The sequence below is a fragment of the Burkholderia sp. BCC1047 genome (assembly GCF_902833155.1).
GTDB lineage: Bacteria > Pseudomonadota > Gammaproteobacteria > Burkholderiales > Burkholderiaceae > Burkholderia > Burkholderia sola.
Genome location: NZ_CADFEH010000038.1, coordinates 14,065 through 26,332 on the forward strand (window position 1 = coordinate 14,065; position 12,268 = coordinate 26,332).

The 12,268-nt window shown below is 69.0% G+C and carries 13 protein-coding genes and 1 riboswitch; of the genes, 3 read left to right on the top strand and 10 right to left on the bottom strand.

The genetic code is table 11. The features are described 5' to 3' along the window. Positions 1–96 precede the first annotated feature (96 nt). The 10 genes from HWX55_RS29675 to HWX55_RS29720 form a co-directional block, all read right to left on the bottom strand. The gene (locus HWX55_RS29675) at positions 97–372 is read right to left on the bottom strand and encodes an STAS domain-containing protein (protein WP_050013131.1); all 276 of its coding nucleotides are present in this window, start codon (positions 370–372) and stop codon (positions 97–99) included. Then, positions 369–998 carry an ABC transporter substrate-binding protein gene (locus HWX55_RS29680; RefSeq protein ID WP_050013177.1) on the bottom strand — a complete coding sequence of 210 codons (630 nt, stop codon included), beginning with the start codon at positions 996–998 and terminating at the stop codon, positions 369–371. Before HWX55_RS29680 ends, HWX55_RS29675 begins: the two co-directional genes overlap by 4 nt. A gap of 111 nt (positions 999–1,109) precedes the next feature. Beyond that, entirely contained in the window at positions 1,110–2,072 is a 963-nt protein-coding gene (locus HWX55_RS29685; protein ID WP_175978354.1) for a VacJ family lipoprotein, read from the bottom strand. Between the two features lie 30 nt (positions 2,073–2,102). After that, positions 2,103–2,672, bottom strand: coding sequence for an outer membrane lipid asymmetry maintenance protein MlaD (gene mlaD / locus HWX55_RS29690; RefSeq protein ID WP_175978326.1), 570 nt, complete (start codon positions 2,670–2,672; stop codon positions 2,103–2,105). A gap of 24 nt (positions 2,673–2,696) precedes the next feature. After that, positions 2,697–3,464, bottom strand: a complete 768-nt coding sequence (gene mlaE, locus HWX55_RS29695; RefSeq protein WP_050013133.1) for a lipid asymmetry maintenance ABC transporter permease subunit MlaE — start codon at positions 3,462–3,464, stop codon at positions 2,697–2,699. After that, the gene (locus HWX55_RS29700; protein ID WP_050013134.1) at positions 3,461–4,282 is read right to left on the bottom strand and encodes an ABC transporter ATP-binding protein; all 822 of its coding nucleotides are present in this window, start codon (positions 4,280–4,282) and stop codon (positions 3,461–3,463) included. Before HWX55_RS29700 ends, mlaE begins: the two co-directional genes overlap by 4 nt. An 84-nt stretch (positions 4,283–4,366) precedes the next feature. Continuing rightward, positions 4,367–5,491 carry a thiamine phosphate synthase gene (gene thiE / locus HWX55_RS29705; protein WP_175978327.1) on the bottom strand — a complete coding sequence of 375 codons (1,125 nt, stop codon included), beginning with the start codon at positions 5,489–5,491 and terminating at the stop codon, positions 4,367–4,369. After that, positions 5,488–6,303, bottom strand: coding sequence for a thiazole synthase (locus HWX55_RS29710; RefSeq protein ID WP_089488086.1), 816 nt, complete (start codon positions 6,301–6,303; stop codon positions 5,488–5,490). Before HWX55_RS29710 ends, thiE begins: the two co-directional genes overlap by 4 nt. A 38-nt stretch (positions 6,304–6,341) precedes the next feature. Then, positions 6,342–6,539, bottom strand: a complete 198-nt coding sequence (thiS, locus tag HWX55_RS29715; protein WP_027783340.1) for a sulfur carrier protein ThiS — start codon at positions 6,537–6,539, stop codon at positions 6,342–6,344. Between the two features lie 32 nt (positions 6,540–6,571). After that, positions 6,572–7,708, bottom strand: coding sequence for an FAD-dependent oxidoreductase (locus HWX55_RS29720; RefSeq protein ID WP_175978328.1), 1,137 nt, complete (start codon positions 7,706–7,708; stop codon positions 6,572–6,574). 225 nt (positions 7,709–7,933) lie between these two features. Continuing rightward, positions 7,934–8,057: riboswitch (TPP riboswitch) on the bottom strand. A 270-nt stretch (positions 8,058–8,327) separates the two neighbouring features. Between HWX55_RS29720 and HWX55_RS29725 the strand changes: the two genes are divergently transcribed. From HWX55_RS29725 to HWX55_RS29735, 3 genes are all read left to right on the top strand, one after another. Then, positions 8,328–10,097 carry an ABC transporter ATP-binding protein/permease gene (locus tag HWX55_RS29725; protein ID WP_175978329.1) on the top strand — a complete coding sequence of 590 codons (1,770 nt, stop codon included), beginning with the start codon at positions 8,328–8,330 and terminating at the stop codon, positions 10,095–10,097. Further along, positions 10,094–10,870: an SDR family oxidoreductase gene (locus tag HWX55_RS29730; protein ID WP_175978330.1), complete on the top strand. Its 777-nt coding sequence runs from the start codon at positions 10,094–10,096 to the stop codon at positions 10,868–10,870. Before HWX55_RS29725 ends, HWX55_RS29730 begins: the two co-directional genes overlap by 4 nt. Before the next feature lie 126 nt (positions 10,871–10,996). Further along, a complete protein-coding gene (locus tag HWX55_RS29735; RefSeq protein WP_175978331.1) occupies positions 10,997–12,259 on the top strand; it encodes an MFS transporter in 1,263 nt (420 codons plus the stop codon). The last annotated feature ends 9 nt before the right edge of the window (positions 12,260–12,268 follow it).

The following is a 12,268-nucleotide window of genomic DNA, read 5'->3' on the forward strand; positions in this document are numbered from 1 at the left end:
ATTATAGGGCAAACCGGCTGGGGGAGTCGGCGCCGGCGGCGCGCGGCCTGAAGCGTGCGCGCGCCGGCTGGCGCGGCAGGCTTCGATCGGACAGCGTCAATGTCGGCCGGTGCCTTCGATGAGCGCGTCGACGCCGTACGCGCGCGCGAGGCTGGCGAGCTTCGGAGGGAGATTGAGGATGTCGAGGGCTGCGCCGCGCGTTTTGGCGGCACGTTGCCATGCGAGCAGCACGGCGAGCGCGGACGAATCGAACTGCGTGAGCGCCGCGCAATCGACGGCGGTCGCGCCCGCGCCGATGCGCGCAAGACCGTCCGCGAGCGCGGACTTCGCGCTCGCGACGGTCAGCGAGGAGCCGGCTTCGAAGCCGCTCACGACGCTTGCTTGCCGGCGGCAAGTTGCTGGTTGCGCTGCGTGAGGAACTGGATCAGCCCTTCGACGCCGCTTTGCTGGATCTTCTCGTTGAACTGCTGCTGGTACGTCTGGATCAGCCACGCGCCGAGCACGTTCAGGTCATACACCTTCCAGCCGTTCGCCGTCTTGTACAGGCGGTAGTCGATCTGGACCGGCTGGCCGTTGTTCATCGCGACCGTCTTCACGACGACGTCGGTGTCGGCCGGATCGGCGCGGAACGGCGGGTACTGGATCTGCTGGTCCGGCTTCAGCTGGGCGAGCGCACCCGAATACGTGCGGATCAGCAGCAGCTTGAACTGCTCCTGAACCTGCTGTTGCTGCTCGGCCGTCGCGGTGCGCCAGTTGCGGCCCATCGCGAGCTGCGTGGTGCGGCGGAAATCGGTGTACGGCAGGATGTCCTTGTTGACGATCGTGATGATGCGGTTGGTGTCGCCCTGCTTGATCGTCTGCTGCTTGACTTCGTCGAGCACCTGCTGCGTCGCCGTCTTGATCAGCGCCTGCGGGTTCGACTGGTCGACTTGCGCGTGAGCCGCGCTGCCGAACGAGAACAGCGCCGCGAAAACGGGGATCAGGAACAGTTTTTTCATCATAGTGGCCTGCATGAATGAGTCGATGCGAAGGTTGGAGCAGGTAGCTTACGCGCAAGTTCGCATACGCTACCGACTGAATCGTTTCCGGCTGTAACGAATGTAAATCCGTCAGTGCAGCCGGATGCTCGGGAACCGGAACCCGCCCGGCGACGGAGGCGCCACCTGCATCGCCGGCACGTTCGTCTCGCTGGCCGGGTTCGGCGATTCGGCCGTGCCCGAGGCCGGCGCAGCAACTGCCGCACCCGACGCGGGCGCCGGCGCCGCGCCGCCCACCGCTGCCGCGCCCGCCGTACCGGCCGCGCCGGCCGCCGCCGGTGCCGCGCCGTCTTCCGGCAGGTCGTACTTCGGCAGCGCGTCGTTGCTCGACGTCGCGGCGGCCTCGCCGCGCGCGTTGCTGATCAGCATCTGGCGACGCTGCAGATACGCGTTGCGCACGAACGAATACTTGTCGAGCGCGGCGGCATCCAGCACGTCGCCCGCGCCGAGCAGGTTCGAACGCGTGTTGACCAGGTTCACGCCGAACAGGCCCCAGCTCAGGCCGTCCGGCTTCACGTAGGTGAGCGGGTTGCCGACGTAGTCGACGCCGAGGCCGGCCGTGTCGCGCAGCGTGCTCGGCCCGAGCAGCGGCAGCACGAGATACGGGCCCGACGGCATCCCGTAGCGGCCCATCGTGATCCCGAAGTCGGCCGTGTGCTTCGGCAGCTTCGCGATCGTCGCGACGTCGAACAGGCCGCCGACGCCGAACACCGTGTTGATCACGACGCGCATGATGTCGCCGACGCCGTCCGCGATCCGCAGCTGCACGATGTTGTTCGCCGCGATGTACACGTCGCCGATGTTCGAGAAGAAGTTCGTCACGCTGTCGCGCACCGGCTGCGGCACCACGTACTGGTAGCCTTTCGCGACCGGCTTCAGCGCATAGGTATCGACGGTGTCGTTGAACTTGTACATCGAGCGGTTGAAGCCTTCGAGCGGATCGCCCTTGGTCGGCGTCTGCACGGTCGCGCAGCCGCTCAACGCGGCGACTGCCGCCATCGCCAGCGCGGCGTGCCTGATGCGGATCGTGTGCATGGTCATTCCCTCTTGTTTTCTCTCGTGTGGTTATTGGCCGGCCGAACCGGACACCGCCGATGCCGGCACCGCCACCGGTGCGGGCGCGGCGGGTGCGGCGGGCGCGCCCGATGCGCCGGATGCCGGCTTCGCACCGCCCGCATCGGCGGCCTTGCTGTACAGGAACTGGCCGATCAGGTTCTCGAGCACGATCGCCGATTGCGTCATCGTGATCGTATCGCCCGCCTTCAGCATTTCGGTGTCGCCGCCCGGCTCGAGGCCGATATATTGCTCGCCGAGCAGGCCCGACGTCAGGATCTTCGCCGACGAATCCTTCGGGAACGGGTACTGGCCGTCGACGTCGATCGTGACGAGCGCCTGGTACGTGTTCGTGTCGAAGCCGATCGACTTCACGCGGCCGACCACGACGCCCGCGCTCTTCACGGCCGCGCGCGGCTTCAGCCCGCCGATGTTGTCGAATTTCATCCTCACCGAGTAGGTCGGCTGAAACGACAGCGAGCTCATGTTGCCGACCTTCAGCGCCAGGAACAGCACCGCAAGGAAGCCCACCACCACGAACAGGCCGACCCAGAAGTCGAGAGCAGTCTTTTTCATCGTCATCCCAAAATTTGGCTTGGCTGAGGCTTAGCTGAACATCAGCGCGGTCAGCAGGAAATCGAGGCCGAGTACGGCGAGCGACGCGAACACGACCGTCTTGGTGGTCGCGCGCGACACGCCTTCGGGCGTGGGCTTCGCTTCATACCCTTGAAACAGTGCAATGAAGGTCACGGCGAACCCGAACACGATGCTCTTGATCACGCCGTTGCCGACGTCGGCCCAGACCTGGACCCCGCCCTGCATCTGCGACCAGAACGCGCCCGGATCGACGCCGATCAGCACGACGCCGACGAAGTAACCGCCGAGCACGCCGACCGCGTTGAAGATCGCGGCCAGCAGCGGCATCGCGATGATGCCCGCCCACATGCGCGGCGCGATCACGTTCTTGATCGGGTCGACCGCCATCATCTCGAGCGCGGTGAGCTGCTCGCCGGCCTTCATCAGGCCGATCTCGGCCGTCAGCGACGTGCCCGCGCGGCCCGCGAACAGCAGCGCGGTGACGACCGGCCCCAGCTCGCGCACGAGCGACAGCGCAACCAGCAGGCCGAGCGCCTGCTCGGAACCATAGCGGTTCAGCGTGTAATACCCCTGCAGGCCGAGCACGAAGCCGACGAACAGCCCCGACACGGCAATGATCACGAACGAATAGTTGCCGAGGAAATGGATCTGCTTCGTGACCAGCCGCGGCCGGCGCAGCAGCGGGAAGAATTCCAGCACGAGGCGCACGAACAGGCGCGTGCCGTAGCCCGCCCGCTCGAGGCCGCCGATGACGTAACGTCCGATCGCGCTGATCATGCGCGCCCTCCGCCGAGGCCGAAATCCGCTGCAAGCGGCGGGCTCGTGTAATGAAATTTGAACGGGCCGTCCGGCGCGCCGTCGATGAATTGCCGCACGCTCGGATCGGTCGACGCGCGCAGCTCGTCGGGCGTGCCCTGCGCAAGCACGCCGCCGTTGGCCAGAAAATACACGTAGTCGGCGATCGCGAACGATTCCGGCACGTCGTGCGTGACGAGGATCGACGTCGCGCCGAGCGCCTCGTTCAGCGTGCGAATCAGGTTCGCGGTGATGCCGAGCGAAATCGGATCGAGGCCCGCGAACGGCTCGTCGTACATGATGAGCTGCGGATCGAGCGCGATCGCGCGCGCCAGCGCGATGCGGCGCGCCATCCCGCCCGACACCTCGGACGGCATCAGGTCGCGCGCACCGCGCAGCCCGACCGCGTTCAGCTTCATCAGCACCAGATCGCGGATCAGGTCTTCGGGCAGGTCGGTATGCTCGCGCAGCGCGAACGCGACGTTCTCGAACACCGACATGTCGGTGAACAACGCGCCGAACTGGAACAGCATGCCCATCTTGCGGCGCAGCGCATACAGGCCGTCGCGCGTTTGCGCGCCGACGTCGGCGCCGTCGAACAGCACCTGGCCGCGGTTCGCGCGCACGAGGCCGCCGATCAGGCGCAGCACGGTGGTCTTGCCGCAACCCGAGCCGCCCATGACCGCGACGACCTGCCCGCGCCCGAAGCGCAGGTTCAGGTTGGACAGGACGAGGCGGTCGCCGTAGCCGAAGTCGACGTCGCGAAGTTCCAGCAGGGTCTCGGTAGGAGTGGGGCTCACGGAGCTGACAGTCCTTTTACGCAGAACGCCGAATTATAGGGCCTGCATTGGAATGATGTCGTGACGCCGTTCCGGGCCCTGCGGTCAATGATTGTCAAATTGTCGGGCAAAGCACTGCTGCAGCGCAACAAGCGCCGTCCGATAGTCGTCCGCGCCCGTGACCGCGCTGACCACCGCGACGCTGCCGACGCCCGTCGCCAGCACGGCCGGCAGCGTGTCGAGCCCGACCCCGCCGATCGCGACGAGCGGCGCGCTCGCGCCGGCGAAGCGCGCGTAGCGGGTAATCCGCGCGAGGCCCTGCGGCGGCGCGGCGACGGCCTTGGTGGCGGTCGCGTACACGGGGCCGAGCGCGAGATAGCTCGGCCGCTCGTGCAGCGCCCGCAACATCTCGTAATAACCGTGGCTCGACAGTCCGAGCCGCAGGCCCGCGCGCGCGATCGCGGCCAGATCGGCCGTTTCGAGGTCCTCCTGGCCGAGATGCACGCCGTACGCGCCTTCTTCTGCAGCGATTTGCCAGTGATCGTTGATGAACACGCGCGCATCGGGATAGCGGCGCCCGGCCGCGACCGCGCGCGCGATTTCCCGGCGCAGCGCGTCCGGCGTCGCGTCCTTCACGCGCAGTTGCACGGTTCGCGCGCCGCCGTCGAGCACGCGCTCGACCCATTCTGCGCTCGGCACGACCGGATAGAGGCCGAGCCGCGCGGGACACGGAGCGAACGCCGGTTCCGGCGCAGGCTGCAGCCCGGCGACGCGCGGGAATTGCGCGGGATCGACCGGCCACGCGTCGGCGGCGCGCGTCTCGTCGCCGTCGCGCCACGCCAGCGCGAGCACCAGCGCGTCGACCGGCGCGAAGCCGCAATCGAGGAACGCGGCGAGCGCCGCGATCCAGTCGTCCGCGAGCGGATGCGCGGCGTCGAGCGCGTAGCGCACGCCGGCCGCATGCAGCACGGCGCCCTGCTCGTCGAATTCGATCGCCACCGCGTCCGGCGACGCAGGCCGCGACACGGCCGACGCGCGCGCCTGCGCGGCACGATCGCCGGCCGACACGATCAGCACGTCGCCGTCGGCGGGCACGTCAGGCGCCGCCACGCAGAGCCGCCACGGCGCCGCGCCGTCCGGCCAGTCGCCGAGCCGCGCGCGAATCCGCTCGGCCGCTTCGGCCAGCTCGTCGGCCGGTGGCCAGAACGCGTCGGCGAAGCGCGCGCTCATGCGCCGCCCCCGTCCTGGTGCCAGAACGGCATCCCGACGACCGGCGTGCTCGCGTGCGCGGTGTCGCGCGCATCCATTGGGCCGGCGAGATACGCGGCGCGGCCGGCCTCGACGCCCTGCGCGAACGCGCGCGCCATGATCTCCGGGTGCGTGGCCTGCGACACGGCCGTATTCAGCAGCACGCCATCGAAGCCCCATTCCATCACCTGGCACGCGTGCGACGGCACGCCGAGCCCGGCGTCCACGATCAGCGGTACGTCCGGCAGCCGTTCGCGTAGCACGCGCAGGCCGTACGGATTCACGACGCCCTTGCCGGTGCCGATCGGCGCGCCCCACGGCATCAGCGCCTCGCAGCCGACGTCGAGCAGGCGCCGGCCGATCACGAGATCCTCGGTGCAGTACGGCAGCACCTTGAAGCCGTCCTTGACCAGTTGCGCGGCGGCCTCGATCAGCCCGACCGGGTCGGGCTGCAATGTGTAGTCGTCGCCGATCAGTTCGAGCTTGATCCAGTCCGTGTCGAAGACCTCGCGCGCCATGTGCGCGGTGGTCACGGCTTCGGCGACGGTCTGACAGCCGGCCGTGTTCGGCAGCAGCGGCACCGCGTGGCGCTTGAGCAGGTCGAAGAAGCCGGCTTCGGCGGTGCCGCCCGTCATCTGGCGGCGCAGCGCGACCGTCACCATCCCGGGACGCGACGCAGCGATCGAATCGGACAGCGACTGCAGCGACGGATAGCGCGACGTGCCGAGCAGCACGCGACTGGCGAAGGTGACGCCGTACAGCGTCAATGCGTCGGCGGAGGAGTGGGACGTCATGTCGTTTTCCTGGAAGAGCGGGGACGAACCGGCGGCGCTCAGCCGCCCGCGACGGGGTGCACGACGTCGAGCTTGTCGCCCGCCGCGAGCGCGCGCGCCGCATGCTGCGTGCGCGCGACGAAGTTGCCGTTCAGCGCCACCGCGTACGGCGGACGCGCGCCGTACGCGGCCAGCGCGTCGGCCACGGTCGCGCCGTCGGGCAACGTCAGGGTCTGTTGATTGATCTGGATATCCATGAGGCTCGGTCGGATTCGGTCGGCGGCGCGCGTCAGGCCGGCTGGCGCGCGTCGTTGCGGTGATGATGCAGCGCCGGCCAGCGGGCGGCGTCGCGCCACGCGGCAAACGCGTCGGCGTCGCCGAGCTTGCCGCCGAGCGCGGCCTGCGCGAACGCGACGGCCGCCTGCGCGACTTCCGGCGCGATCATGAAGCCGTGCCGGTACAAGCCGTTGACGGCAAGCGTCGACGCGCCGTCCCAGATCACCGCCGGGCGATGATCGGGCAGCGTCGGCCGGCACTGCGCGTTGAGTTCGAGGATGCGCGCCTCGCCGAACGCCGGATGCACGGAGAACGCCGCGCTCAGCAGTTCGAGCGCGGAGCGCACGCTGACGGGCGACATGTCTTCGCCCTCCACCTCGGTCGCGCCGATCACGTAGAGATCGTCCTGCTTCGGCGCGACGTACAGCGGGTAGCGCGGATGCAGCAGCCGCACGGGCCGGGTGAGCCCGATGCCGGGCGCGTGCACGCGCGCGACTTCGCCGCGGATGCCGCGCAGCGCGGGCAGCGCGGGTTTCGCGCCGAGCCCGCGGCAATCGATCGTGAAATGCGCGGCGGGCAGGTTCGCGTCGTCGACCGGCGCGTGCCAGTGCAGCGCGACACCGCGTTCGGCGAGGCCCGCCGCGAGCGCGTGCAGCGCCTGGCGATTGTCGAGCTGCCCTTCGCGCGGCAGCATCAGCCCGCGCGCGAAGCGGCCCGCGAGCGCAGGTTCGGCCGCGTCGACCTGCGCGCCGGCGAGCGTCACGAAGCCGCCGTCGAACAGCTCGGCCGGCGCATTCGCGCGCACGCGCCGCTCGAACAGCGGCGCCTCCGCGCGGTCCGCGTGATGCCAGACGACGAGCGTGCCGTGCTGCTGGAAGAAGACAGGTTCGGGCAGTTCCGCGAGCCACTGCGGCCAACGCGCGAGCGACGCGACGCCGAGCTCGGTGATCAGCCGTTCCGCGCTCGCCGCTTCCGCGAGCGGCGCGAGCATCGCGGCCGCAATCCATGCGGCCGACTGCTCGCCGTCCGGACCGCCGCGCTCGTGGAGCGCGACGCGGTGCCCGTCGCCGGCGAGGCGCCACGCGATCAGGCGGCCGACGAGACCGCCGCCGAGCACCGCGAAATCGGGCCGTGCATCGCGGACGTTCATCGCGCGCCCTCCGCGCGATCACGCGCGACGAACGCCGACGCCCGCGCGCCGTCGCATGCGAACGCATGCGACATCGGGCCGGGGACCCTGCAAAAGACTGAAGATTGTGCGGCCATCATTCCTTCCGTAACGCGCAATGCGCGTACCCAAAAGGACGAAACCGGCAGCAAAGGCCGGCCGGGCGGGACTCGGGCGCTGACCATGTGGGATGGCGGCCAGCGCGGCCCGGCGGGATCAGAAACTTCCCTCGCCGGTATTACCCGGATCGGGTGCGAAGGGTCTTTCTCAGCCTCGCCGCACTGCCCGGAACATCCGCCGGCCGCGCCACGAAGCACCCCTGTTTCGTCGTCGGCCATTAGACCATAAAAGCGGAAAGCGCCGCAAACTGTCCCCCTTGCGGCAAATTCGCCGGGCGGCCGCGCCGCTCTGGCACAATGCCCGCAGGCCGGCCGCGCGAGCGGCCGGTTGCCGCGTCACCGCCGGATTTTAAGTGCCGTTTAAGACGCACGGGCGACCATCCGGACGCCCGCCGTCAGTCGGCGCCGCGCCCCGGCATGCCGTATCGCGGCGCGCGCCCGGTTTCGCCCGGCCCGCGCGCCGGCTCATCATCAGGAAGCACATGACCCAATCGATCGATCCCGTCCGCTCCGCCTCCGACGCGCCGCAGGACGAGCGCCCGGTATCCGCATGGAGCCTCATCAAGCCCTACTGGGTATCGTCCGAATGGAAAATCGCGTGGGGCCTGCTGGTCACGATCATCGCGATCAATCTCTGCGTGGTCTGGATCAACGTCCGGCTGAACAAGTGGAACGCGCAGTTCTACAACGCGCTGCAGTCGAAGGACGTCCACGACTTCCCGAACCTGCTGATGCAGTTCTCCGCGCTCGCGTTCGCGTTCATCATCCTCGCCGTGTACGGCCGCTACCTGCGGCAGATGCTCGGCTTCCGCTGGCGCCAGTGGCTCACCGACCGCTTCCTCGGCCAGTGGCTCGGCGATCGCGCGTTCTACCGGATCGAGCGTGACCGCCTCGCGGACAACCCCGACCAGCGGATCACCGACGACCTCCAGTCGTTCGCGACCACGACGCTCGCGCTGTCGCTCGACCTGCTGTCGACGGTCGTCACGCTCGTGTCGTTCATCACGATCCTGTGGTCGCTCGCCGGCGCACTGACGTTCACGCTCGGCGCGACGCCGATCGCGATTCCCGGCTACATGGTGTGGGCGGCCGCGCTGTACGCGGTGGTCGGCTCGCTGATCATCCAGAAGGTCGGCCATCCGCTCGTGTCGATCAACTACCAGCAGCAGCGCGTCGAGGCCGATTTCCGCTTCGGGCTGATCCGCGTGCGCGAGAACGCCGAGCAGATCGCGTTCTACGACGGCGAGAAGACCGAGACCGGCAACGCACAGACCCTCTTCATGCGCATCCGCGACAACTGGTGGCGCGTGATGAAGTACACGAAGCGGCTCACGTTCGTGCTGAGCTTCTACGGGCAGATCGCGATCATCTTCCCGCTCGTCGTGGCCGCGCCGCGCTACTTCGCCGGTGCGTTCTCGTTCGGCGTGCTGATGCAGATCTCGTCCGCGTTCGGCACCGTCAGCGATTCGTTCTCGTGGTTCATCAACAGCTACTCGACCCTCGTCGAATGGCGCGCCACCGTCAACCGTCTGCGCGAATTCAAGCGCGTGATGGGCACGTCGCACCTGAAGGAAAGCCTGTCGCCCGCGACCGAGCACGGCGGCATCAACCTGCATTACGTCGACGCAGCGAAACTGTCCACGTCGTCGCTGAAGCTCGCGCTGCCGAACGGCAACGCGCTCGCGAACATCGGCGACGTCACGATCGAGCCCGGTTCGCGCTGGCTCGTGATCGGCAAGTCGGGTTCCGGCAAGAGCACGTTCATGCGCGCGCTCGCGGGCCTGTGGCCGTTCGGCGACGGCGCGATCGACGCGCCGGTCGGCGCGCGGATGATGTTCGTGCCGCAAACCAGCTATTTGCCGATCGGCACGCTGAAGGCCGCGCTCACCTATCCGGCGACGCCCGACGCGTTCAGCGACGAAGCGTGCCGCGATGCGCTGCGCGCGTGCCGCCTCGGGGATTACGTCGAGCGCCTCGACGAAACCGCGCACTGGACCCGCGTACTGTCGCCGGGCGAGCAGCAGCGCCTGGCCGGCGCGCGCGTGCTGCTGCACAAGCCCGACTTCCTGTTCCTCGACGAAGCGACCAGCGCGCTCGACGCCGACAACGAAGCGCGCCTCTATCACCTGTTCGCCGAACGGCTGCCGAAGGCCGCGATCGTCAGCATCGCGCACCGCGAATCGCTGGCCGCGTTCCACGTCGGCACGATCAACGTCGAGCGCGTGAACGACGACGACAAGGTCGCTGCGTGAGCCCACGCGCCGCGCACCTCGTGCGGATTGCGCTGATCACCGGCGCAGGTGCGGGGATCGGCGCGGCGCTCGCGCGGCGGCTCGCGGCGCCCGGCGTCGCGCTGGCGCTGCACGCGCGCGGCGCCGACGATGCGGCACGCGCACGGCTCGCCGACGTCGCACAAGCATGCACGGCGGCCGGCGCGGAATGCCTGACGCTGACCGGCGATCTCGGCGAGCCGGGTATTGCCGCGACGCTCGTCGATGCCGTCGCCGCCCGCTTCGGCCGGCTCGACCAGCTCGTCGCAAACGCCGGCTTCGCCGCGCGGCAATCCTTTTCCGATCTGTCCACGGATGCGCTCGCGTCCGCGTTCGCGGCGATGCCCGGTGCGTTCTCCGCGCTCGCGGGCCGCGCGCGGCCGCTGCTCGAAGCGTCGGCCGCACCGCGGATCGTCGCGGTCAGTTCGTTCGTCGCGCACCGCTACCGCGCCGATGCGCCGTTCGCGGCGACCGCCGCCGCGAAGGCCGCGCTCGAATCGCTGGTGCGTAGTGCAGCCGCCGAATTCGCCGCGCACGGCATCACCGTCAACGCGGTCGCGCCGGGCTTCACGCGCAAGGACCACGGACCGAGCGCCGGCAACGCCGCCGCGTGGGCGCAGGCCCAGCAGGCGACGCCGCTCGGCCGAATCGCCGAGCCCAACGACGTCGCCGCATTGATTGCGTTCCTGCTGTCGGACGCCGCGCGGCAGATCACCGGCCAGGTCATCCACGTCGACGGCGGCCTGACGCTCTGACGCGTCTTTGCCTGCCTGCTTTCCCGCACGATCCTGCATCCGCCTTTTTGGCGCGCCGAATCGCGCCCGTAAAATAACCGCGACGCGGCAGCGCCGGACGAGACAAGACGAGAGAGGGCGGCAAGCATGCAGGCATTCCAGTGGTTCAACGAATTGTCGACGCGCGAGCGCCGGACGCTATACGCCGGATTCGGCGGCTATGCGGTCGATGCGTTCGACTTCATGATCTATTCGTTCCTGATTCCGACGCTGATCGCCACCTGGGGCATGACGAAGAGCGAAGCCGGGATGATCGCGACCAGTTCGCTGATCTCGTCGGCGATCGGCGGCTGGGTCGCCGGCATCCTCGCCGACCGCTACGGCCGCGTGCGCGTGCTGCAGTGGACGATCGCGACGTTCGCGCTGTTCACGTGCCTGTCCGGCTTCACGCATTCGTTCTGGCAGCTCCTTGCGACGCGCACGCTGCAGGGTTTCGGCTTCGGCGGCGAATGGTCGGTCGTGACGATCATGATGGCCGAGACGATCCGCTCGCCCGAGCATCGCGCGAAGGCCGTCGGCACCGTGCAGAGCAGCTGGTCGTTCGGCTGGGGCACGGCCGCGATCCTTTACTGGGCGTTCTTCGCACTGCTGCCCGAGCAGGTCGCGTGGCGCGCGTGCTTCTGGATCGGCATCGTGCCCGCGCTGTGGATCCTGTACATCCGCCGCAACGTCAGCGATCCCGACATCTACACGGCCACGCGCCGCGCCCGCGACGAAGGCCGCGTGTCGGGCCACTTCCTCGAGATCTTCTCGCCGCCGCACCTGCGCGCGACGCTGTTCGGCAGCGCGCTGTGCACCGGCATGCTCGGCGGCTACTACGCGATCACGACGTGGCTGCCCACCTATCTCAAAACCGTGCGTCACCTGTCGGTGTTCAACACGAGCGGCTATCTGGTCGTGTTGATCGTCGGCTCGTTCGTCGGCTACGTGGTCGGCGCGATCCTGTCCGACCGGCTCGGCCGCCGCGCATCGTTCATCCTGTTCGCGATCGGGTCTTTCTCGCTCGGCATGGCGTACACGATGCTGCCGATCACCGATACCGCGATGCTGCTGCTCGGCTTTCCGCTCGGCATCGTCGTGCAAGGCATCTTCGCGGGCGTCGGCGCGTATCTGTCGGAGCTGTATCCGGGCGCGATCCGCGGCTCGGGCCAGGGCTTCTGCTACAACCTCGGCCGCGGGCTCGGCTCGTTCTTCCCGATCCTCGTCGGCGCGCTGTCGCAATCGATGTCGCTCGTGAAGGCGATCGGCCTCGTCGCGGGCGGCGGCTACCTGCTCGTGATCGTCGCGGCGCTCGTGCTGCCGGAAACGCGCGGCAAGTCGCTCGCCGACGATCCTGCCGTCGCGTCGTGAGCCACCGCT

Excerpts from the sequence above, each read along its gene's own strand:
- HWX55_RS29685 (WP_175978354.1), bottom strand. The coding sequence starts at position 2,072 with ATGCACACGATCCGCATCAGGCACGCCGCGCTGGCGATGGCGGCAGTC.
- thiS (WP_027783340.1), bottom strand. The coding sequence starts at position 6,539 with ATGGATATCCAGATCAATCAACAGACCCTGACGTTGCCCGACGGCGCG.
- mlaD (WP_175978326.1), bottom strand. The coding sequence starts at position 2,672 with ATGACGATGAAAAAGACTGCTCTCGACTTCTGGGTCGGCCTGTTCGTG.
- HWX55_RS29725 (WP_175978329.1), top strand. The coding sequence starts at position 8,328 with ATGACCCAATCGATCGATCCCGTCCGCTCCGCCTCCGACGCGCCGCAG.
- HWX55_RS29735 (WP_175978331.1), top strand. The coding sequence starts at position 10,997 with ATGCAGGCATTCCAGTGGTTCAACGAATTGTCGACGCGCGAGCGCCGG.
- thiE (WP_175978327.1), bottom strand. The coding sequence starts at position 5,491 with ATGAGCGCGCGCTTCGCCGACGCGTTCTGGCCACCGGCCGACGAGCTG.
- HWX55_RS29710 (WP_089488086.1), bottom strand. The coding sequence starts at position 6,303 with ATGACGTCCCACTCCTCCGCCGACGCATTGACGCTGTACGGCGTCACC.
- HWX55_RS29680 (WP_050013177.1), bottom strand. The coding sequence starts at position 998 with ATGAAAAAACTGTTCCTGATCCCCGTTTTCGCGGCGCTGTTCTCGTTC.
- HWX55_RS29720 (WP_175978328.1), bottom strand. The coding sequence starts at position 7,708 with ATGAACGTCCGCGATGCACGGCCCGATTTCGCGGTGCTCGGCGGCGGT.
- mlaE (WP_050013133.1), bottom strand. The coding sequence starts at position 3,464 with ATGATCAGCGCGATCGGACGTTACGTCATCGGCGGCCTCGAGCGGGCG.